Source organism: Candidatus Mycobacterium wuenschmannii (assembly GCF_030252325.1).
Taxonomy (GTDB): domain Bacteria; phylum Actinomycetota; class Actinomycetes; order Mycobacteriales; family Mycobacteriaceae; genus Mycobacterium; species Mycobacterium wuenschmannii.
The window spans coordinates 1,209,795-1,231,574 of record NZ_CP126981.1 but is presented as its reverse complement, the minus strand read 5'-3'; the positions used below and the strand labels follow the sequence as shown (position 1 = coordinate 1,231,574).

The 21,780-nt window shown below is 65.9% G+C and carries 22 protein-coding genes; 15 read left to right on the top strand and 7 right to left on the bottom strand.

Features of this window, described 5'->3' with window-relative positions:
* Nucleotides 1-4: 4 nt before the first annotated feature.
* From PT015_RS05940 to PT015_RS05930, 3 genes are read right to left on the bottom strand one after another with little or no spacing between them, the layout of a single operon-like run.
* Nucleotides 5-703, bottom strand: coding sequence for an EthD domain-containing protein (locus PT015_RS05940; RefSeq protein ID WP_285189556.1), 699 nt, complete (start codon nt 701-703; stop codon nt 5-7).
* A 9-nt stretch (nt 704-712) separates the two neighbouring features.
* Nucleotides 713-1,345 (bottom strand): PaaI family thioesterase, encoded by a 633-nt coding sequence (locus tag PT015_RS05935; protein ID WP_285189555.1) that lies wholly within the window; start codon nt 1,343-1,345, stop codon nt 713-715.
* 52 nt (nt 1,346-1,397) lie between these two features.
* The gene (locus PT015_RS05930; RefSeq protein ID WP_285189552.1) at nt 1,398-2,333 is read right to left on the bottom strand and encodes a hydrogen peroxide-inducible genes activator; all 936 of its coding nucleotides are present in this window, start codon (nt 2,331-2,333) and stop codon (nt 1,398-1,400) included.
* 104 nt (nt 2,334-2,437) lie between these two features.
* Between PT015_RS05930 and PT015_RS05925 the strand changes: the two genes are divergently transcribed.
* The 3 genes from PT015_RS05925 (at nt 2,438) to PT015_RS05915 (ending at nt 5,035) form a co-directional block, all read left to right on the top strand.
* Complete coding sequence (locus PT015_RS05925; RefSeq protein ID WP_285189551.1) at nt 2,438-3,025, top strand: peroxiredoxin; 588 nt, start codon at nt 2,438-2,440, stop codon at nt 3,023-3,025.
* A gap of 15 nt (nt 3,026-3,040) precedes the next feature.
* Nucleotides 3,041-3,577 carry an alkyl hydroperoxide reductase gene (locus tag PT015_RS05920; protein WP_285189550.1) on the top strand — a complete coding sequence of 179 codons (537 nt, stop codon included), beginning with the start codon at nt 3,041-3,043 and terminating at the stop codon, nt 3,575-3,577.
* Between the two features lie 168 nt (nt 3,578-3,745).
* Nucleotides 3,746-5,035: an alpha-amylase family protein gene (locus tag PT015_RS05915; RefSeq protein WP_285189548.1), complete on the top strand. Its 1,290-nt coding sequence runs from the start codon at nt 3,746-3,748 to the stop codon at nt 5,033-5,035.
* Here PT015_RS05915 and PT015_RS05910 read toward each other — a convergent pair.
* Nucleotides 5,032-5,463, bottom strand: a complete 432-nt coding sequence (locus tag PT015_RS05910; protein WP_285189546.1) for a DUF1810 domain-containing protein — start codon at nt 5,461-5,463, stop codon at nt 5,032-5,034. The genes PT015_RS05915 and PT015_RS05910 overlap by 4 nt on opposite strands.
* 33 nt (nt 5,464-5,496) lie before the next feature.
* Here PT015_RS05910 and PT015_RS05905 point away from each other — a divergent pair, with 33 nt between their 5' ends.
* Nucleotides 5,497-6,729: an alpha-hydroxy acid oxidase gene (locus PT015_RS05905; protein ID WP_285190949.1), complete on the top strand. Its 1,233-nt coding sequence runs from the start codon at nt 5,497-5,499 to the stop codon at nt 6,727-6,729.
* Here PT015_RS05905 and PT015_RS05900 read toward each other — a convergent pair.
* Nucleotides 6,710-7,318, bottom strand: a complete 609-nt coding sequence (locus PT015_RS05900) for a hypothetical protein (RefSeq protein WP_285189544.1) — start codon at nt 7,316-7,318, stop codon at nt 6,710-6,712. The two genes, PT015_RS05905 and PT015_RS05900, sit on opposite strands and share 20 nt — an antisense overlap.
* A gap of 64 nt (nt 7,319-7,382) precedes the next feature.
* Entirely contained in the window at nt 7,383-7,979 is a 597-nt protein-coding gene (locus PT015_RS05895; RefSeq protein WP_285189542.1) for a TetR/AcrR family transcriptional regulator, read from the bottom strand.
* 198 nt (nt 7,980-8,177) lie between these two features.
* On the opposite strand from PT015_RS05895, the gene PT015_RS05890 reads away from it, so the two are divergent.
* The 11 genes from PT015_RS05890 to PT015_RS05840 all read left to right on the top strand — a co-directional run bounded on the left by PT015_RS05890 (nt 8,178) and on the right by PT015_RS05840 (nt 19,607).
* Entirely contained in the window at nt 8,178-8,840 is a 663-nt protein-coding gene (locus PT015_RS05890) for an HAD family hydrolase (protein ID WP_285189540.1), read from the top strand.
* 45 nt (nt 8,841-8,885) lie between these two features.
* A complete protein-coding gene (locus PT015_RS05885; RefSeq protein WP_285189538.1) occupies nt 8,886-10,112 on the top strand; it encodes a sedoheptulose 7-phosphate cyclase in 1,227 nt (408 codons plus the stop codon).
* Nucleotides 10,105-11,481: an ATP-grasp domain-containing protein gene (locus tag PT015_RS05880; RefSeq protein ID WP_285189536.1), complete on the top strand. Its 1,377-nt coding sequence runs from the start codon at nt 10,105-10,107 to the stop codon at nt 11,479-11,481. Before PT015_RS05885 ends, PT015_RS05880 begins: the two co-directional genes overlap by 8 nt.
* A gap of 1 nt (nt 11,482) precedes the next feature.
* Nucleotides 11,483-12,517, top strand: coding sequence for a D-alanine--D-alanine ligase family protein (locus PT015_RS05875; RefSeq protein ID WP_285189535.1), 1,035 nt, complete (start codon nt 11,483-11,485; stop codon nt 12,515-12,517).
* Nucleotides 12,496-13,275: a TauD/TfdA dioxygenase family protein gene (locus tag PT015_RS05870; protein ID WP_285189532.1), complete on the top strand. Its 780-nt coding sequence runs from the start codon at nt 12,496-12,498 to the stop codon at nt 13,273-13,275. The genes PT015_RS05875 and PT015_RS05870 overlap by 22 nt, the downstream gene beginning before the upstream one ends.
* A 49-nt stretch (nt 13,276-13,324) precedes the next feature.
* On the top strand, nt 13,325-15,652 hold the full coding sequence (gene lon / locus PT015_RS05865; protein WP_285189530.1) for an endopeptidase La: 2,328 nt from the start codon (nt 13,325-13,327) through the stop codon (nt 15,650-15,652).
* Nucleotides 15,653-15,882: 230 nt separating this feature from the next.
* Nucleotides 15,883-16,950: an IS110 family transposase gene (locus tag PT015_RS05860; protein ID WP_449247814.1), complete on the top strand. Its 1,068-nt coding sequence runs from the start codon at nt 15,883-15,885 to the stop codon at nt 16,948-16,950.
* A gap of 14 nt (nt 16,951-16,964) precedes the next feature.
* Nucleotides 16,965-17,354 (top strand): nitroreductase/quinone reductase family protein, encoded by a 390-nt coding sequence (locus PT015_RS05855; RefSeq protein ID WP_285189527.1) that lies wholly within the window; start codon nt 16,965-16,967, stop codon nt 17,352-17,354.
* 2 nt (nt 17,355-17,356) lie between these two features.
* Nucleotides 17,357-17,689 (top strand): TfoX/Sxy family protein, encoded by a 333-nt coding sequence (locus tag PT015_RS05850; RefSeq protein ID WP_285189526.1) that lies wholly within the window; start codon nt 17,357-17,359, stop codon nt 17,687-17,689.
* A 42-nt stretch (nt 17,690-17,731) separates the two neighbouring features.
* Complete coding sequence (locus tag PT015_RS05845; protein ID WP_285189523.1) at nt 17,732-18,382, top strand: endonuclease; 651 nt, start codon at nt 17,732-17,734, stop codon at nt 18,380-18,382.
* Nucleotides 18,375-19,607, top strand: coding sequence for an NAD(P)/FAD-dependent oxidoreductase (locus PT015_RS05840; protein WP_285189521.1), 1,233 nt, complete (start codon nt 18,375-18,377; stop codon nt 19,605-19,607). Before PT015_RS05845 ends, PT015_RS05840 begins: the two co-directional genes overlap by 8 nt.
* Here PT015_RS05840 and PT015_RS05835 read toward each other — a convergent pair.
* Nucleotides 19,600-21,693 carry an NAD-dependent epimerase/dehydratase family protein gene (locus PT015_RS05835; RefSeq protein WP_285189519.1) on the bottom strand — a complete coding sequence of 698 codons (2,094 nt, stop codon included), beginning with the start codon at nt 21,691-21,693 and terminating at the stop codon, nt 19,600-19,602. The two genes, PT015_RS05840 and PT015_RS05835, sit on opposite strands and share 8 nt — an antisense overlap.
* Nucleotides 21,694-21,780 lie beyond the last annotated feature (87 nt).

The window sequence follows — 21,780 nt, the reverse complement described above, 5'->3', positions numbered from 1 at the left end:
CTCCTCAAGGTGTGAAGGGTGTCGCGAGCACGTACCGGCTGGTGGGCACGGTGTCGATGTTCTCGTTGGCGCCGAAAGCCGATGTGCTGGCGACCATTCGGGACAGTCGCTGCTGCAGATCAGCGTCGTCGGTAGCACCGAAGAATGCTTTCAGGTCGGTGACCGCCTCGATCGGGAACAACTCCTCGACGATGCCCGACAATTGCGGCGCATCCGTCGTCAGCGCCCGCACGACGGCGTTCTGCGTGTACCCGAAGGTGGACTGCGTCTCGATCGCCACCGGCGTGTGGTCGCGCTGCCAGCGGTGCAGCCAGGTTGCGTAGTCGAGATCGGGCGGTCGGCGCAGCAGCGCGATGTTGGCCAATCCCGTTGTGCGCTCACCCAACTGGAGCGGCGCTGACAGCGGGGTTGACTCGGTGACCAGATAGGCGGCCAGCTGATCGCACTCGGCTGCTAACAGTCTCAACGCCTCGGTGGTCTGGTCGCCGTAGCACTGCGGGGTCCAGATGCTGACAATCGCGGCGGCGGGTGGGTCCAGCATGGTGAGCGTCATCATCGAATGGCTCACCGCCGAGTCGCGGACATTGACCGTCAGCCCGGCGACGCCGAGCGCGAGGACCGCCTCGGCGACGGGGCCGCGCTGACGCTCACACCACTTCTCGTCCGCGTCGGCGGCCCGAAGAACCGCGATCACCTTTTCCATTCTGGAAATCTATTCCGCGCGTTCCCGCGACCAGCGCGGCTGGATGAAGACGCCTTCGGCCTCGACGGTGACGCCCTCCGCGTCGGCGAGGTGGCCCACCGCGTAGGTCTTGGCGCCCTCGGTCCCGGTGATCATGGCCTCGGCGTGCAGATCCCCGAGTCGAGTGGCCCGGACGTAGCGGAAGCTGATTGTGCCGGTCAGGCGTGGATTGATGCCGTCGGCCGCGGCCTCACCCAGCAGATGGTCGAGCACCAGAGCGGCCACCCCGCCGTGGACGTGACCGGGCGGCCCCTCGTACGGGGCGCCCAGATGAAAGTCGCTGACGAATGTGCCGGTCTCCTCGCGACGGATGTTCACCGGCGGCGCGATCGGGTTTCGGATGCCGATGACGGCGTTGCCCCAAGCCATCCGCTCGCCGGTCTCCAGATAGCGGACACCGAAGCTGCCCGCGGTTTGCTTGGTGCGTAAACGTGCTGTGGCGGCGTCGATCTCGGCCTTGGCGGCCGCGACCGCGTCGGCGTCTACTTCGGTCCTGACCGTCGCGTCGATCAACTCCCGAACCGACTCCGCCAGGGGCTGGTAGATCCCCCGCAACCGTTCGACGTCCTCGGCGCTGAGGTTCTCGAGCGTGAAGTCCAACATCTAGCGAAACTAGAACACGTTCATTCCTGCCCCGGTGGTGGGGTGCCCCCGGCTACGTGACCGGGCGTATCTGCTGGTCCGCGGCCAACAACTCCCCGACCATCTCGGCGAGCTGTCGGTACGGTCCTTCGCGTCCGCTCGACGACCGGAATACCAGCCCGATGCGGCGGCCGGGCCGAGGTGTGGCGAAGTAGGCCAGGTCCAGGCGGCTGCGCACGCTCTCGACAGATACCGCGCTCCGCGGGATCAGCGTGACACCCAGCCCGCCGGCGACGCACTGCACCGCCGTGGCCAGCGATGCCGCGCGGGTATTCGCCAGGTCGGCCTGCACGCCCGCCTTCCGGCAGACGTCGAGCGCCTGATCGCGCAGGCAGTGCCCCTCGTCGAGCAGCAACAACGGCAGCTCGGCCAGCACCGTCGGATGCACTCGCCGCTTACCGGCCAGCGGATGGCCGGGCGGCAGCGCTAACACGAAATCCTCGTCGTAAATCGGGATCTCGGTCACGCCGGCGGCGTCGGCAGGCAACGCGATCAGGGCCGCGTCGATCGACCCCTCCCGCAGTCCGGTCAACAGCCGCTCGGTCTGGTCCTCGATCACCCGCAGTGTCAGCCCGGGCAACCGCTCGGCGAGGCCGGCGAGCAGGGTCGGCAGGACGTAGGGCGCCACCGTCGGAATCAAGCCGAGTCGGATGGTGCCCTGAAGCGGATCTGCGGACCCCGCGGCGGCCGCGGTGAATGCCGCCGCCGCGTCGATCACCGCCTGCGCCAGCGGCAGCAGCGCGCTGCCCTCGGCCGTCAGGAAAACCCGGCGGGTGGACCGCTCGACCAGCTGTACCCCAAGGCCGGTTTCCAGCGCCGACAGTGCCTGCGACAGCGTCGACTGGCTGACTCCGAGAGTCGTTGCCGCACTGCCGAAGTGATGCTTTTCGGCCACCGCGACGAAGGCCCGCAGGCCGGCGATCGTCGGCTGATAACTCTTATCGGACATGCCTATCAGTGTAGTGGGAGAGATCACCTTTCATTCAAAGTGTGGTTCCGGCAGGATGGTGAAGCAACATTCTTGACTAAATCCAATTTGAGTGGAGGACCGACATGGCACTGCTGACCATTGGCGACCAGTTCCCGGCCTACAAGCTGACGGCGTTGATCGGTGGAGACCTCTCCAAGGTCGATGCCCAGCAGCCGGAGGACTACTTCACCACGATTTCCAGTGACGACTTCGCAGGCAAGTGGCGGGTGGTCTTCTTCTGGCCCAAGGACTTCACCTTTGTGTGCCCGACCGAAATCGCCGCATTCGGCAAGTTGAACGACGAGTTCATCGACCGCGACACCCAGGTGCTCGGTGCCTCGGTGGATAACGAGTTCGTGCACTTCCAGTGGCGTGCTCAGCACGACGACTTGAAAAAGCTTCCGTTCCCGATGCTTTCGGATCTCAAGCGGGAACTGGCGCAGGCTACTGGCGCGCTCAACGCCGACGGCGTCGCCGACCGTGTCACCTACATCGTTGACCCGAACAACGAAATCCAGTTCGTGTCGGTGACCGCCGGTTCGGTCGGCCGCAACGTCGACGAGGTGTTGCGCGTGCTGGACGCCCTGCAGTCCGACGAGCTGTGCGCGTGCAATTGGAAGAAGGGCGACCCGACGCTGGACGCCGGCGAGCTGCTCAAGGCTTCGGCCTGATCGGAGGAGGACCTCATGGGTATCGACAATCTGAAAGAGGCACTGCCCGAGTACGCCAAGGACCTGAAGCTGAACCTCGGCTCGATCAGCCGGACCACCGCGCTGAACACCGAGCAGTTGTGGGGCACGTTGCTGGCCAGCGCCGCGGCAACGCGAAACACGCGGGTGCTGGCCGAGATTGGCGCCGAGGCCGCCGACGAGCTGTCCGCCGAGGCCTACCAGGCCGCGCTGGGCGCGGCGTCGATCATGGGCATGAACAACGTGTTCTATCGGGGACGCGGCTTCCTGGACGGCAAGTACGACGACCTACGTCCTGGTCTGCGGATGAACATCATCGGCAACCCAGGCGTGGACAAGGCCAACTTCGAGTTGTGGTCCTTCGCGGTCTCGTCGATCAACGGTTGCGGGCACTGCGTGAGCGCGCACGAGCACACCTTGCGGGAGGCCGGCGTCGAACGCGAGGCGATTCTCGAGGCGTTGAAGGTCGCAGCGATCGTCGCCGGTGCCGCCCAGGCGATCACCACTGCCGAGACTCTGGCGACCGCCGGATAGCCATTCGCCCGTAAACTCCGGGCTTGTGGTCGTCACCGCCGTCGATCTGCAGCACCTGCGGCGCTGCGTCGGACTTGCCCGCACCGCACTGAAAGCCGGTCCCGGTCCTTATGGTGCGGTGCTGGCCGGTGCTGACGGAACGACGCTGCAGGAGAACGGGTGCCGAAGATGAGTTGGGTCGAACACGTCGTTTGGTGGCACGTCTACCCGCTGGGCTTCGTAGGGGCCTTTCCCTCTGATGCACCGCCCGGACCGGGTGAGCACCGGTTGCGCCGCGTCGCCGAATGGTTGGATCACGCGATCGCGCTGGGCGCTTCGGGAGTTGCGCTCGGGCCGATCTTCGCCTCCCGCACCCACGGCTACGACACCAGCGACCACTACCGCATCGATCCGCGGCTCGGCGACGATGCCGACTTCGACTACCTCATCTCCGAGGCGCGCCGGCGGGGTCTGCGGGTCCTGCTCGATGGGGTCTTCAACCACGTCGGTACCGATTTCGTGAAGTACCGCGAAGCTCCGAACGACGCCGCCGCCGCGGGCTGGTTTCGCGGCCGGGCCGGGCGATTTCACACCTTCGAAGGCCACGAGGGCCTGCTCACCCTGAACCACGACAACCCCGACGTCGTCTCCCACACCGTCGACGTGATGAATCATTGGCTGGCCCGCGGTGCCGATGGCTGGCGACTGGATGCTGCTTATGCTGTGCCACAGCAGTTCTGGACATCGGTGCTCCCGAAGGTGCGCGAAACGCATCCCGATGCCTGGTTCGTCGGCGAACTCATCCACGGCGATTACGCCGCGGTGGTGCGTGAGACCGGATTCGATTCCGCCACCCAGTACGAGTTGTGGAAGGCGATCTGGAGCGGTCTGAATGACGGCAACTTCTTCGAACTCGACCATGCGCTACAGCGGCACAACGACTTCCGGGAGACGTTCGCGCCACTGACGTTCATCGGTAACCACGACGTGACCCGGATCGCCAGTCAGATCGAGCGGCCCGAGCACCTGGCCCACGCGCTCGTCGTCCTGATGACCGTCGGGGGCGTCCCGAGCATCTACGCCGGCGACGAGTTCGGCTACCGCGGTGTCAAAGAGGAGCGTTTCGGCGGCGATGACGCCGTGCGACCGGAGTTCGGCTCTCCCCCAGCCCGACTCGATGAACGCGGTGCCCAGATCTGGTCGCTGCACCAATACCTGGTCGGACTGCGCCGGCGCCATCCGTGGTTGTACGGCGCGTCGACCTCGGCGGTGCGGCTGGACAACAAGCAGTACGTCTACGAAAGCCGCAACGGCGATAGCGCGTTGGTCGTGGCGCTCAACATCGACGACAAGCCGCTGCGGGTGCGATTGGAGTCCGCACGAGCCGAGGTCATCTCCGGCAGCGGGGCTCCACCGCCCGAGGTCGCCGAGACGGTGACCGTCGAACCGCATGGCTGGCGGATTCTGCGTCCGGTCTAAGCGAGGCGACGCAGCGTCAGCGGATCCTCCTCGCCTGCGTAATAGCGGTCCAAGAGCGCGCGGAAATCGCCGTTGTCGTCGGTGGCGCGGGCGAACAGCGTCATCGACGAGCGGACCTTCAAGTCGTCGGGCGATCCGAATATCTCGCCGATCGTCTTGTCCTGGACGGCGTTGACCAGTCGGGTGCATTCGCGTAGCCGGGGCCCGAGGACGTCGTGACGAACGTAGGCGCGCGCCTCGTCGAGTGTCGAAATCGCATACCGCGCTGCGGTCGCGCTGCTGCCGAGACCGGCGATCTGCGGGAAAATGAACCAGATCCAATGGCTGCGTTTTCGGCCCGCCCGTAGCTCATCGACGACATCCGAATACACCCGCTCCTGCGCGTCGACGAACCGCTGCAGGTCGAAGGGTTCGCTTGTGAATGGCATACGTCCTACGGTGGCACAGTGGTCACACGTCGGATGCCGAGAGCGCACGATCTCGCACCGCTGATCCGTTTTCGCACGCCGCGGTTGGACCGTGTGCAGCGCCGCCTTGATGACGCGTTGACGATCGACGACCTACGGCGACTGGCCAAACGCCGGACACCCCGCGCGGCCTTCGACTACACCGACGGCGCTGCCGAGGAGGAGATTTCACTCGGTCGCGCTCGACAAGCGTTTCGCGACATCGAATTTCACCCGACGATCCTGCGTGACGTCAGCGACGCCCGCACGGATCGACAGGTGCTGGGCGGCCCGGTCGCGCTCCCCTTCGCAATTGCGCCGACGGGATTCACACGCCTGATGCACACCGAGGGCGAGGTCGCCGGGGCGCGAGCCGCCGCGTCGGCCGGCATACCCTTTTCGCTCTCGACGTTGGGAACGGCCTCGATCGAGGATGTCGTGGCCGCTGTGCCGAACGGCCGCAAATGGTTTCAGCTGTACATGTGGCGCGACCGGGAACGGTCGATGGCCCTGGTGCAGCGCGCTGCCGACGCCGGCTTCGACACGCTGCTGGCTACCGTCGACGTCCCGGTAGCCGGTGCCCGGTTGCGCGATGTCCGCAACGGAATGTCGATTCCGCCGGCGCTCACGCTGAAGACCGCAATCGACGCGGCGTTGCGACCACGCTGGTGGTTCGACCTGTTGACCACCGAACCGCTGTCGTTCGCGTCGCTAGATCGGTGGTCGGGCACTGTCGGCGAGTACCTGGATTCGATGTTCGACCCGACCCTGACCTTCGACGACCTCGCCTGGATCAAGGCGCGGTGGCCGGGCAAGCTCGTCGTCAAGGGCATCCAGACCCTCGAGGACGCCCGCGCCGTCGCCGATCTCGGGGTCGACGGCATCGTGTTGTCCAATCACGGCGGCCGTCAGCTCGACCGGGCCCCGGTGCCGTTCCATCTGCTGCCGACGGTGGCACGTGAACTGGGCGCACACACCGAGGTCCTAGTCGACACCGGCATCATGTCCGGCGCCGACATCGTCGCCGCGGTCGCGCTGGGCGCCCGCACCACGCTGATCGGCCGGGCCTACCTGTACGGCCTGATGGCCGGCGGCGAGGCCGGGGTGCGTCGCGCCATCGAGATCCTGACCGCTGAACTGGTTCGCACCATGAAGCTGCTGGGTGTGGCCTGTCTCGAGGAACTCTCCCCCAAGCACGTCACCCAGTTGCGGCGACTGGTGCCGGTCGTCAGTGGTGAGTCGACATGAAGAGGTAATAGCTGACGTAGGCCACGACGAACAGCGCGACGAGTATCACCGACGTCGTCCGCTGGCTGTTGGTCTGGGCGCGGTGGTTGGCCGCGCACATCGTCACCGGAAAACCAAGCGCGGTAAGGATTTCGGCGGCCGAGTCCTGGCCGCCCGGGTCGATGTTGACCTGCCCGCGATGCCGGACGAGCAGCTCGACCGTCAGCGGATACGACGGCAGGTGCACGTCGTAGCTGGCGGGTGTCGCAGCGCCGTGGCTCGCGTGGCGACTGTCGCGGGCGGCCAGCGCCGGCCTGATGTAGGCGTGCTCGATCTCGCCGCGCAGCGCGAGCGGCGCGTCATCGGCGTAGACGCCGTCCTGGTCGACGTAGAGCTCCACTGGGGCGCGCTGCGGCACCAGAGCGCATGACAGGGCGCGCGGGTAGATGGTGATGAAGCCGACCAGGATGGCCGCGGCCGCAACGAGCTTCGTCGTCCCCGGAAGAAAGCCGATCGCCGCGACCAATAGCAACGCGGCAACCGCAGAACCTCCCACGACGGACTTCAGCCGGGGGTTCGCCCGCATGAGCGTCGCGCGTCCGCGAAACATGAAACGTCAATGTACGCGTCTTGACTTCGGCTTTTGCGAATTTGGCGGCTCAGACACGAGCGGGTCAGGAACGCGTAGGCGCCCGCCGGGATTTCGCACTGCGCAGCACGATGTCCACGGCCGCCGCGATCACCTCGTCGTCGGGCAGCGAACCGAACATGATTGAGGGACACGCCACGACGCCGGTGAGCATCGATACGGCGGCTTCGAGGTCGGCGCCGTCGAGCACCTCGCCGAGCATCGCGCGCAACGGGCCCTGCCCGGAATTGTTGATCTTGTCCCGGATCTCCCGCATCTCGTCGACCGATGCCCACTGGGCCATTCCGGTCAGGATGCGGTCCAGCCGCATTTCGGTGATGCCACCGCGAAAGGCCTTCAGTTCGCCGACGAGATCGTCGCGCAGGTCACCGCTTCGTTCGTGATGCGGGAGATCGCCGAGCCCATCGAGTGCGAGGGCGACCAACTCGGCACGGGACGGCCAATGTGTGTAGAGCGTAGTTTTGGAGTAACCCGCAAGCTCAGCAACCCGCGCGTGGGTGACGGCATCGGAACCTTCGCCGGTCAGCACCTCGAGAGCGGCCCGCGCGACGTCTGCGCGGGTGCGAGCCACCCGCGCATCCTCACTGCCACCGGCCGAGTTATCGCCCGTACCGGGTGTCATCCACGCACTTCATTGTTGAGCTGGCCTTTCCTGAGTTGAACCGCCTCAGAGAAGTTAGCCGATGGAGACCTGATTCGGTACTGAAAGATCTATTCACTAATGAACGTTTAGATCAATAGTGTACCGGGAAACGGTTACCGTACGGGTCGGCCAGTTTGCTGACCCGAACCGCTTATCCGTTCCACGACAAGGAATCCCATGTCTGCCATCCTTTTTGGTTCGATCAGTACCCTCGCCGACACATCCGAACTGCAGCGCCGTGCATTCAACGAGTCGTTCGAATCGCACGGTCTCGACTGGCAGTGGTCGCAGCCGGACTACATCGCGATGCTCGACTCGAACGGCGGCGCACAGCGGATCGCCGACTATGCCGCGTCGCACGGCGACGACGTCGACCCCGATGCAGTGCACGCGACCAAGTCGCAGATCTTCCAGGAATTGCTGGCCACGGCCGGCCTGACGGCTCGACCGGGCGTCGTCGCGACGATTCAGGAGGCCAAGCGCCACAACGTGAAGCTGGGATTTGTCACGACGACGTCGCCCGAGAACATCTCCGCGCTCTTGGAGACGCTCAGCCCCGACATCGAAGCCGGCACTTTCGACCTGATTGTCGACCGGGACGCCGTCGTCAGCCCGAAACCCGACGGAGCCGTCTATTCGCACGCGCTCCAGCAGCTCGGCGAGGACTCGGGCTCCGTCATCGCGATCGAAGACAACGTCGGCGGCGTCGCCTCGGCGTCCGCGGCCGGCGTGAAATGCATTGCGTTTCCTAACGAGAACACCGCGGAGGGCGACTTCGGCGAGGCGGCCGAGATCGTCGACTCCCTCGACGCCGGTCACATCGTCGGGCTCGTTGCGTGAGCATGAGCGCCCGCCCGACCCCCCAACGGCAGTGAGGAGATCGTCATGAGTGATCTACAAGCGCGAGTCATCAACAGCCCCAGAGCCTTTCACGTGGAGGGCTACGAGAAGATCGAATACGACCTGGTGTACGTCGATGGTGTTTTCGAACGTGAAAACCTCGAATTGGCAGACACTTATCGTTCCTACGGCCGAGTCATGATGGTCATCGACGAGACCGTGTACGGCCTCTACGGCGACCAGATCCGCTCCTACTTCGATCACCACGGGATCGCACTGACCGTAATGCCGGTGCAGATTCGCGAGACCGCCAAGTCGCTGGAGACGTTCGAGCAGATAGTCAGCCAGTTCAACGATTTCGGACTGGTACGCACCGAACCGGTGCTGGTCGTGGGCGGCGGGCTGACCACCGATGTCGCGGGCTTTGCGTGTGCGAGCTATCGGCGCAACACCCCCTACATCCGCATCCCCACCACGCTGATCGGCCTCATCGATGCCAGCGTGTCGATCAAAGTCGCCGTCAACCACGGTAAGCACAAGAACAGGCTCGGTGCCTACCACGCGTCGCAGAAGGTGCTGCTCGACTTCTCCTTCCTGAAAACCCTGCCGGAAGATCAGGTTCGCAATGGAATGGCCGAGCTGATCAAGATCTCGGTCGTCGGCAACACCGAGATCTTCGGGCTTCTCGAACGTCACGGCGTGGAATTACTGCACACCCGGTTCGGGTATCTGGACGGGACACCCGAGTTACGTTCTGCGGGGGAACGTCTCACTCATCAGGCCATCGCCACCATGCTGGAGTTGGAGGCGCCCAACCTGCACGAAATCGACCTCGACCGGGTAATCGCCTTCGGGCACACCTGGAGTCCCACGCTGGAACTTGCGCCCTCGGAGCCGTTCTTCCACGGGCATGCGATCAACATCGACATGGCCTTGTCGACGACGCTCGCCGAACAGCGCGGCCACATCTCGGTCGACGAGCGCGACCGGGTCTTCGGACTGATGAGCGATCTGGGGCTGGCACTCGACAGCGAGCACCTGACGCCCGAACTGCTCGCCGCCGCGACAGAAGCGATCCTGAAAACCCGCGACGGCACACTGCGCGCGGCTGTCCCAGCGCCGATCGGCCGATGCCTGTTCCTCAATGACGTGACCGTCGACGAACTCGCCGAAACCCTTGTGCTGCATCGGAAGCTGTGTGAGGACTATCCGCGTGCCGGCGACGGGATCGACATGTTCACTTCGGCAAGATACGGCGCCGCGCATGCATGACGTTGTGCCGCTGCGCAATACGGGCAAGTCGCCGCCGGGCGCACCAGTGAACGGGTCGCGGTCCGCGCCGGGTGCCAACACGGTCCGTACGCTGCTCACGCTTGCCGGACTGCTGGTCACGCTGCCGGTCGATGCCGTGATCGTCGCCCTCGCACTGCTCGGACGCGCGCGACCGCCGGCTGCGGAACAGGCCGGCACGTCACGCCGAACGGTGTTGATCACCGGGGGCAAGATGACGAAGGCGCTGCAACTGGCCCGCTCGTTTCACCGCGCCGGGCATCGGGTGATCCTGGCCGACACCGCGAAATACCGATTCACCGGACACCGGTTCTCCAAAGCGGTGGATGCCTTTTACTGCATTCCCGAGCCCGGCGGCGCGTCCTACGACTCGGTGCTGTTCGACATCGTCCGCTACGAGGCCGTGGACACGGTGATTCCGGTCTCCAGCCCGGCGGCAAGCGTTCCCGACGCGCGTGCCCACTACTTCCTGGACGGCCTCTGCGAGGTGATGCACGGCGCCGAGGACACCGTGCGGATGCTCGACGATAAGGCGGAGTTCTCCAAAGTAGCTGTCGCGCTGGGTCTTCGAGTACCGAGCTGGATACGAGTCACCGACCCGCAGCAGATTCTGAATTTCGAATTCCTCGAAGGACGCAGCTACGTCCTCAAGCGAATCGCCTACAGCCCGGTCGGCCGCCTGGATCTCCCCCGGCTGTCGAGGCAAACACCACAGCTCAACGTTGCGCTGGCGCGCTGGCTGCCGATTTCCGCGGAAGACCCGTGGATCCTGCAGGAGTTCATCGCGGGTCGCGAGTACTGCACCCACGGCACCGCGATCGAGGGAAGCCTGCAGGTCCACGTCTGCAGTGAGTCCTCGGCGTCCCAACTCAACTATGCGATGGTCGATCGTCCCGAGATTCGTTCCTGGGTCGAGCGATTCGTGAGTGGCCTCGGCGTCACGGGGCAGTTCTCATTCGACTTCATCGAAGCCGCCGACGGAGAGGCGTACGCGATTGAATGCAACCCCCGCACGCATTCGGCCATCACCACCTTCCATAACCACCCGGGGCTGGCGGCGGCATATCTCGAGCGGGGGCGACCGACCATCACACCGCTCGCTGGGGCCCGCCCGACGTATTGGATCTACCACGAAGCATGGCGTCTGCTCACCCGGCGAGGACGCTGGGCCACGTTGAGGAGCATCCTGCGCGGCAAAGACGCGATCTTCGCGTGGTGGGATCCACTGCCCTACTTCATGGTTCACCACCTGCAGATTCCGATGCTGCTGATTGACAATCTGCGGCGTCGCAGGGGCTGGGTGAAGATCGACTTCAACATCGGCAAGCTGGTCGAACCCGGCGGCGATTGACATGCGGCTACTGCACCTCGTCGGCTCGGCCGTCGATGGTTTCCATGCCGATCTGTCCCGCCTGTACGCCGGCGCGTGTCTGGACGCCCTGGGCGGCCACGTCTCGCACATTGCTTACGTCTCGCCCGACGGATCATGGCGCTTTCCAACGTCGTTGAGCGGGGAAGCCATCGCGAAGGCTGATGCCATGAGCCTCGCGGGTGCGCTAGGTCACATACGCACGCTCGAGACGGACGCGGTGATCCCGCAGATGTTCTGTCTCCCCGGCATGACCACCTATCGGGCCCTGTTCGACAAGATCGGGATCCCGTACCTCGGCAACTCGGCCGACGTAATGGCCGTCGCCGCAGACAAATTCATGACGCGATGCAGCGTGGCGGCCGCCGGAGTCGCGGTACCCGAAGCCGAGGTGCTCGGTCGCGGTGAGCGCCCCGCACTGCCCTATCCCGTGGTGGTCAAGCCGGTATGCGCCGACAACTCCGTCGGGGTGTCTCTCGCTCGTGACGCGGGCGAATACGACGCCGCGGCGGCGCGGGCGCTTCGTCACGGCAACGCGGTTCTTGTCGAGGCTTACGTCGAGCTCGGTCGAGAAGTGCGCTGCGGCATCATTGTTCGCAACGGTGAACTGATCTGCTTGCCGCTCGAAGAGTACGCGGTGGACACCCACCACAAACCCATCCGAACCCGGACGGACAAACTGGCCCGCACCGCAGACGGCGACCTCTATCTGGTCGCCAAGGACGAGACGCGAGCATGGATCGTTCCCGAGTACGACGACATCACGCGCCGGGTCTGGGAGGTTGCGCGGCGCTGTCACGGCGCGCTGGGCTGCCGGCACTACAGCCTGTTCGACTTTCGCATCGACCCCGATGGCGAACCCTGGTTCTTAGAAGCCGGACTTTACTGCTCGTACTCACCGAGCAGCGTGCTTGCCGTGATGGCAGCGGCTCGCGGTATCGGCGTTCGGCAACTGCTCGATATCGGGCTCGCCGAGCTGAAACGCGAAGGGGCGCGGTGCTTGACATCACCCCGATGACACCGGTCGGTGCCCGGCTGACAGGCCTCCGGGTCGACACGCTCGACTTGGCCGTGGTCGCCACGCTGCGACGACTGCTCGCCGAACACGGCGTTCTCGTCCTTCCCGGCCAGCACGTCGGCAACGACGAATTTCTGCGATTCCTGCGCAGTTTCGGCCCGACCATGTTCACGGCGGGCGAAACACCGGTCCCGGGCTTCCCGGCCCTGAACGTCGTCAGCAATGTCGGCAGGACCACCCCGCCGCGGTCGACATTCCACACCGACACCAGCTACGTGCGAAAGCCCCCGGCGTACACCGCGTTACGGGCACACACCGTTCCGAGGCGCGGCGGACAGACGCTGTTCACTAACCAGTACGCCGCCTTCGAGTCACTTCCCTTGCGTGTTCGTCAGGAACTCGACGGGCGGACCATCACGCATGTGGTGACCGGGCTGCGATTGGGGCCGGACCAGGAAAAGTCGGCGGTTCATCCGATCTTCCGCATCCATCCCATCTCGGGGCGCACGTTCGTCTACCTCAGCTCGCCCGCGCGGTGCGCGGAGGTCAGCGACATGTCCGCGGAGCGAGCCGCCGGTGTCATCGCGTTCCTCTTCACGCATTCCACCCGGGACGACAATGTCTACCGGCACGCGTGGGCGCCCGGGGATGTCGTCATCTGGGACAACCGGTGCGTGCTGCACCGTGCCGATCACAGCGGCGTCGACGGAGACCGGGTGATGCATCGCGGCATGGTCGCCGACACCGCCCGGGAATGAATTGGACCCGGTCCAGGTTGAGCGCATCAGGCTTAACTTTGGAGGAATAATGGCTGAAGCCACATCAGTGCCGGTGTTGTTCGTCAGTGACCCGGTGGTCCTGCCCGGGATGGTTGTGCCGATCGCTCTGGATGACGCGGCCCGTGCCGCCGTCGACGCCGCACGTGCCACCGAATCCGGCACGTTGCTGATCGCTCCCCGACTAGACGACCGCTACCCGTCCTATGGTGTGCTCGCGACGATCGTTCAGGTCGGCCGGATCCCCGGTGGTGGCACCGCGGCGGTCGTGCGCGGTGAACGTCGCGCCCACATCGGCGTCGGCGCCAGCGGCCCGGGTGCCGCGCTGTGGGTAGAGGTGGAAGAGGTCGCCGACCACGAACCCACCGACGAAACCCGCACGCTCGCAGGTGAATACAAGAAACTCCTGCTGGCGATGCTGCAGCGCCGGGAGGCGTGGGAGCTCGTCGACGTGGTGAACAAGCTGACCGACCCGTCGGCGCTGGCCGACATGGCCGGCTATGCGTCGTACCTGACCGACGTGCAAAAGCGTCAGCTGTTGGAGACCGAAGATGTGGGCCGTCGCCTTCATCTGCTGATCGACTGGACCGGCGAGCACCTGGCCGAGGTCGAGGTCAACGACAAGATCGCCGACGACGTCCGCGAGGGCATGGAGAAGCAGCAGAAGGAGTTCCTGCTCCGCCAGCAGCTGAACGCGATTCGCAAGGAGCTGGGCGAGGGCGAGCCGGAAGGGTCTGACGATTATCGTGCCCGCGTCGAGGCGGCCGACCTGCCGGACAAGGTCCGCGAGGCGGCGCTGCGCGAGGTCGGCAAGCTGGAACGCTCCAGCGACCAGAGTCCGGAGGGTGGCTGGATCCGCACCTGGTTGGACACCGTGCTCGACCTGCCGTGGAACACCCGCACCGAGGACTCGACCGACCTGAAGGCGGCGCGCGAAATCCTCGACGCCGACCACCACGGTCTGGATGACGTCAAGGACCGCATCGTCGAATACCTGGCGGTGCGAGCCCGTCGCGCCCAGCGCGGCCTGCAGGTCGTCGGCGGACGTGGCTCCGGCGCCGTGATGGTGCTGGCCGGCCCTCCCGGTGTCGGCAAGACGTCGCTGGGTGAGAGCGTCGCCCGCGCCCTGGGTCGCAAGTTCGTCCGCGTCGCCCTCGGTGGTGTGCGCGACGAGGCCGAGATCCGCGGACACCGTCGTACCTACGTCGGTGCGCTACCCGGCCGGATCGTGCGCGCCATCGGCGAGGCCGAGTCGATGAATCCCGTTGTGCTGCTTGACGAGATCGACAAGGTCGGCACGGACTTCCGTGGCGACCCGAGTGCGGCGCTGCTGGAGGTCCTCGACCCGGCGCAGAATCACACCTTCCGCGACCACTACCTGGACCTGGATCTGGACCTGTCCGACGTGGTGTTCTTGGCGACCGCCAACGTGATCGAGAACATCCCGTCGGCGCTGCTGGACCGGATGGAGCTGGTCCAGATCGACGGCTACACCGAGGACGACAAGGTCGCCATCGCGCGCGACTTCCTGTTGCCCCGCCAGCGCGACCGCGCCGGGCTGACCGACGACGAGGTCAGCGTGACCGAGGATGCGCTGCGCAAGATCGCCGCGGACTACACCCGCGAGCCGGGCATGCGGCAGTTCGAGCGGCTGCTGGCGAAGGCGCTGCGCAAGGTGACCACGAAGATCGCCGAAAGCGGGCCGGAGGACCCGATTGTCCTGGACGAGCCGGACCTGGTGGACTACCTGGGCCGTCCGCGGTTCACCCCGGAGTCGGCGGAGCGCACGGCCGTGCCGGGCGTCGCGACCGGGTTGGCGGTGACCGGCCTGGGCGGTGACGTCCTCTACATCGAGGCCGGCGCGAATGACGGTGAGCCGGGTCTGCAGTTGACCGGTCAGCTGGGTGACGTGATGAAGGAGTCGGCGCAGATCGCCCTGTCCTACGTGCGTTCGCACGCACAGGAATTGGGCGTCGACCCGGAGTCGCTGAATCGGAGGATCCACGTGCACGTGCCCGCGGGCGCGGTCCCGAAGGACGGCCCGTCGGCGGGTGTCACGATGATCACCGCGTTGGTGTCGATGGCGACCGGCCGGCAGGTGCGAGCCGACGTCGGCATGACCGGCGAGGTCACGCTGAACGGCCGGGTGCTGCCGATCGGTGGCGTCAAGCAAAAACTGCTGGCGGCGCAGCGGGCCGGGCTGACGACGGTATTCATCCCGCAGCGCAACGAGCCCGACTTGGATGACGTGCCCGCCGAGGTGCTCGAGGCGTTGGACGTCAGGCCGATGACCGACGTGGCCGAGATCGTCGCGCAGGCGCTGGAGCCGGCATCGCAAGAGGTGACCGCTGCCGCCTGATGTCGGATAGCCTCACGTCAGTGTCAGGGTGAGGTGCCGCAGGAGGTTGCGGTGGTTGGATCCTGATCACCCGGTGTCTGGCTCATAGCCTGCCTGCCGCCTTTGGGTTGGCGTTCATGCGTTTTGTCGACGCCGGGTGTGAAGGACCGGCCGGCGTGACTTGATAGGAGCGTGGCACCGCCCCCACTGAGATGTGTCCGCCGACCGGCCCAACCGTCACCTCACAGTGAATGGAGGCAATCACCATGGTTGTTGTTGGAGCCGACGTACACAAGCACACGCACACGTTCGTCGCCGTCGATGAGGTGGGGCGCAAGCTTGGCGAGAAGACTGTTAGGGCTGTCACCGCCGGTCATGCCGAGGCAGTGATGTGGGTCCGCGAGCGCTTTGGCACCAAGGTGGTGTGGGCGATCGAGGATTGTCGGCATTTGTCGGCGCGGTTGGAACGGGATCTGCTCACCGCTGGCCAGCAGGTGGTGCGGGTACCGCCGAAGTTGATGGCTCAAGCCCGGGCCTCAGCGCGTACTCGTGGTAAGTCTGACCCGATTGATGCGCTGGCGGTTGCGCGGGCGTTTCTTCGCGAACCCGACCTACCTGTCGCATCTCACGATGAGGTGTCGCGCGAGTTGAAGCTGTTGGTGGATCGCCGGGAAGTCCTTGTGGCACAACGGACTGCGATGATCAACCGGTTGCGCTGGCGGGTTCACGAACTCGATCCCGAGCGTGCCCCGGTTCCGGCTTCGTTGGACCGCTCCAAACATCGCGTGCTGTTGGGCGCTTGGTTGGTGACGGTGCCCGGTCTGGTTGCCGAGTTGGCCCGCGATGAGCTCGCCGACATTACCCGGCTGACCGAAGCAATCGAGGCACTGGCTAACCGGATCGGTTCGCGAGTACGCGCGGTTGCGCCTGCGCTGCTGGCGATGCCCGGGTGCGGGGAATTGACCGCGGCCAAGCTGGTCGGTGAAACAGCCGGGGTAACTCGTTTCAAAAGTGAGGCCGCCTTCGCCCGCCATTCCGGGGTGGCGCCCATTCCGGTGTGGTCGGGCAATACCGCGGGGCGGGTTCGGATGACCCGTTCGGGCAACCGGCAACTCAACGCCGCCCTGCATCGCATAGCCGTCACTCAGATCCGCCTCGAGGGCTTGGGCCGCACTTACTACCGACACCGCCTTGCTATAGGCGACTCCAACTCCGAAGCCCTGCGTTGCCTCAAACGCCGCCTGGCCCGCGTCGTTTTCAGCCACCTCCACACCGACCAGCAACACCGAACTAAGCCCTGCCAACCGGCAGCGGCTTGACATAGGAGAAACGCATGCCCGACCTGCAGCAGCTCAAGCGACGCATCGTTCACACGGCTCAACGCCTGGTGGTCAATCCAGTTGGTCGACGGTCACCGATGACCATGCTGGAGACCACCGGGCGTAAGTCCGGCGAGCCGCGGCGCACCGCAATCGGCGGACGCGTCGTCGGCAACGAGTTCTGGATGGTGTCCGAGCACGGCGAGCACTCGCATTATGTGCTCAACATCAAAGCCAATCCGGCTGTGCGAGTGCGGATTCGGGGTAAGTGGCGGTCGGGCACGGCCCACCTGCTGCCGGGTGACGACGTCAACGAGCGACTGCGCACCCTGCCCGGCGTCAACAGCGCGCTGGTCCGCCTGATGGGCAGCGACCTGTTGACCATCCGGGTCGACCTGGACTGAGCATGGCCTACGACCTCGACCTCGCCGAGCGCGTTCGTGAGTTGTTGGCGTCGAACCGCGGTGTCGACGAGAAGCGGATGTTTGGCGGGCTGGCCTTCCTGATCAATGGAAACATGGCGGTGGCCGTCAGCAAGCAGGGCGGAATCATGGTGCGGGTTCCGCCGGACGAGACCGAACAACTCCTGGCCCGGGACCACGTCAACCCGATGGTGATGGCCGGTCGCGAAACCCGCGGGTGGATTCGCGTCGACACGGCCGGAGTAAAGACGAAACGGCAACTCGCGGCGTGGGTGGACCGCGGCGCCGACTACGCGCGGGGGCTGCCACCCAAATGAGCCGCACGTTTGCGAACCCGGCGGACGGGTAAGCGCACATCCATGGACCGGCACACGCAGGTGGTCCGACGACTGCTGAAAGTCGCCGGCACGACCTACGCCAGCGAGGCGAATGTCCGGGTCAGTGACAAACCCATGCCGCTCTTCCAGCTTCTGGTGCTGTGCATGCTGGCCAGTAAGCCCATCGACGCCACCATTGCCATGCGAGCCGGACGCGAACTGTTCAACGACGGACTCAAGACGCCGAAGGCGGTGCTGAAGGCCGACCGGCCCAGGATGATCGACGCCTTCGGTCGTGCGCATTACGCCCGCTACGACGAGAGTTCCGCGACCCGCCTCACCGAGATGGCGCAGCGGGTCGTCGACGAATACTCCGGAGATCTGCGCGAGATTCCGCGCCGAGGCTGCGAAGACGTCGCGTCCGCCAAACGAATGTTGAAGCAGTTCAAGGGAATCGGCGATACCGGCGCCGACATCTATCTTCGCGAAGTCCAGGACGTCTGGACATGGGTGCGCCCGTATTTCGACCAACGCGCCACTAGGACCGCGAAATCGTTAAGCCTGCCCGGAGATCCCGCAGAACTCGGCGCCCTCGCGCCGCGATCGAATGCGCGTCTCGCGGCCGCATTGGTACGAGCATCACTCGACGACGACGTGCGCCAGCAAGTCATAGATAGGAGCGATCGTGGCTGACTCGAAAACTTTCGTCATCGTGGGCGGCGGACTCGCCGGAGCCAAGGCGGCCGAGGAACTGCGGGAAAGAGGTTTCGACGGAAAGGTTGTGCTGCTGGCCGACGAGGAGCATCTTCCCTACGAGCGACCGCCATTGTCCAAGGACTTTCTTGCCGGCAAGAAATCGCTCGAAGAGTTCACCGTTCACGATTCAGAGTGGTACCGCAGCAACAAGATCGAGCTGCGGACCGACACCGAGGCGGTCGCCATCGATCCGACGGCCCACACGGTCACGCTCTCCGACGACACCACCCTGCACTTCGACAAGCTGCTGCTGGCCACCGGTTCGCGCGCGCGGTGGCTGACGATCCCGGGTGCCGAGTCGACCGGAGTGCATTACCTGCGCAAGTACCAAGACGCTGTCAACCTCGACACCACCTTCAAGGAGGGGTCGTCGCTGGCGGTGATCGGAGCCGGCTGGATCGGACTGGAGGTCGCTGCGAGCGCGCGCCAGCGCGGGGTCGACGTCACCGTGGTCGAGACTGCCAAGGTGCCGCTGAGCAGTGCCGTCGGGGACGAGATCGGCAAGGTGTTCGCCCAGCTTCATCGCGATCACGGGGTGGATCTGCGGCTTGATACCGAGGTCAAGGAAATCACCACCGAGGACGGCAAAGCCACCGGCCTCAAGCTCGGCGACGGGTCGACGATCACCGCCGACAGGGTGTTGATAGCCGTTGGGGCCCAACCCAATACCGAATTGGCGGAACGCGCGGGTCTGACAATCGAGGACGGCGGAATACTGGTCGACGCCTCGCTGCGGACCAGTTCGCCGGACATCTTTGCGGTCGGTGACATCGCCGCAGCCGAGCACCCACTGTTCGATGATCGGATTCGCACCGAGCACTGGGCCAACGCGCTCAAGCAGCCCGCCGTCGCGGTGGCCGGAATGCTCGACGAGCCGGGCGAATACAAAGAACTTCCGTACTTCTTCACTGATCAGTACGACCTCGGCATGGAGTACGCCGGCCACGCGCCGGACTATCAGCGGGTGGTGTTTCGCGGAGACAAAGACAGCCGCGAGTTCGTGGCCTTCTGGCTGGACACCGACAATCGGGTATTGGCCGGGATGCAGGTCAACATCTGGGATGCGCTCGACGACATCAAGAATTTGATCCATAAGAAGGAGCCGGTCGATCCGGACAAGCTGGCCGACCCGGAGGTCTCGCTGAGCGACGCGCTCAGCTGACGGTGATGACGTCGGGCAGGCGGAGTCCCTGGAACCGCTCCCGCTCGGCGCGGCGGCGCTTGATTCGCAGGCGGGCATCTGACGGGACAGTGACCACCTCGTCGCACGTCAGGTAGAAGATCTCGCCGGCGACGTCGATGACTTCCTCGGCCGCGAGCCGTGAGCCCAGTTCGCGCAACGTCATTCGTAACTCATGGGTGTATCGGATGGTGGCGTCGTAGGCCGACTCCCGGGATGCGCGGGCGCTGGCCGCCAGCCGCTCCGAAAGCTTCGCCTCGTTGTTGATCGGGACCGGCCGCTGCGAAAGTTCCGTCGCCTCGCGCCCGGCGGCGGCGAGCAGGATCGTCGGGTCGTCGCCGATCATCAGATTCGCCAACTCGACCTCGCCCGGACCGCGATGCCCGATGCGGTCGATCGCCGCGGCGAAGGCCGCGCCGGCGCTTGGTGATTCGGCCACGACGCCGTCGAGGTTGCCGTCGATGGCTCGCGCACACGCCCGGGAGTCGTTGCGGATCAACGCCGCCAGCGAAGAGGTCGTGGCGCCGACGGCATCGCTGTCGAGGAGGGCGCCGATGCCCGCGACCGCGACGTGGACGCCGCGTCGTTCCACGGTCGCCGCGGTGACACCGCTGTCGATGAGCCACAGCCCGGTCAGTGCCCAGCCCTGGTGGATCCGGTCGCGCAACAGCCGCACCCGTGTTTGGAGCTGGGCGTTCGGCAGAGAATTCAGTTGCGCCGCAGCGCGATGCTCGGAGGCCGCCGCCGCGAGGTAAGCCTGGGTGTCGGTCTTCAGGTGCCGCAGCGACGCCAACGCCCGCTTGAGGACGATCGCCTTGGCGGCCGCGGAGCCCAGTGCACCACCGTTCGGCGGGCGGCCGTGCGGGAACAGCGATTCGACCGACGACTCGCCCAGGGCCGCACGCATCACCTTGTCGACGTCCCAGCCGGGAAGCTGCTGGGCCGCGATCGCGCTCGTCGAGACGCCGATGTAGGGGCGGTGACCGAAAACCGCGATCGCTCTGCTCCCCCATTCGGCGGCGACGGCGTCCCCGGAGGCCAGTAGCGGGGCAACCACCCGCGCGGCCGCGCGCAGCCCGCTGAGTTGGACGTCGAGCGTCATCGGCGTCAGCGGACCGGGCAGCGTCGCGGCCAGCGGGGCAGCGCTGAAGACCGGGAAGCGGGGATCGACCCGGTCGTCGAACTCGCCTTCCTGCTCGTCCGGCGACGCGCAGCGCAGGGGCGCGCCATCCCACGGCTCGATCGGCGGGACGACCTCGACCGGCAGTGGCAGATGCCCGGGCAGGGCTCCGGCGCCCGCGCCGACGAGCTTTCGGCCCGCCAGTCCGCGGCCGGTGTCGGCAATGGCATCGGTTGTCGGCCAACCGAATTCGAACCGCCACGAGTCCTGCAGCTCCGCGAGGTCGAGGTCCGGTGCCGGCTGCGCCCAACCCGGCCGGCGGGTCCGCGGCGCACGTTGCCCGCCAGGTCGCAACAATCCGCGCGCGGCAGCGACATCTACGGCGTCCGGGCTGGCCAGGTCGACGATGCCGGTGCGATTGGTCGCGACCGCGAGCACCAGGAACCGAAGCAGATCGTCGACGTGCAATATCCGTACCGGGGCGGCCGCGCTCTTGCCAGTGAGCAGGCCTGCGACGGTCCGGCAGACCATCCAGTCGAGCTGACGCCCCACCAGCGGCGCGATTCGCACGACCAGGCTCGGCGCCCAACCGCTGTCCACCAGCGTCTCGGCCTGCCCGTACAGCGTCGGCTCTCCCGACGCGGCGGACACATAGATCAGTCGAGCGCCCGCCCGTGCGGCCGCGTGCGACACCCGGACCAGACCGTCGATACCGACGCTGCCGGGCGTACCCGGTTCGATCGGGGCGAGATGCAGCACCACGTCGGCGGCGTTGGCCAGCCGCTGCAACACCGGATCGCCCAGCGCTGCGCAGACGAAGTCGACCTCGGGATGCAGGTTCTCGTGTGGGTGGGCCGCGATGCCGGTGACGGCGTGGCCGGCAGCGACCAGTTGCCGGGCCGTGGCGCGCCCGAGCACACCGGTGACGCCGGTCAGCAGGATCCGCACGCCCGAGCACCTCCACGGCGTCTAGTCGATTGACAGACAATAGTCGCCGGTAGGGGTTCCCAGGAAGCTTTCAGCTAACCCCGTTAA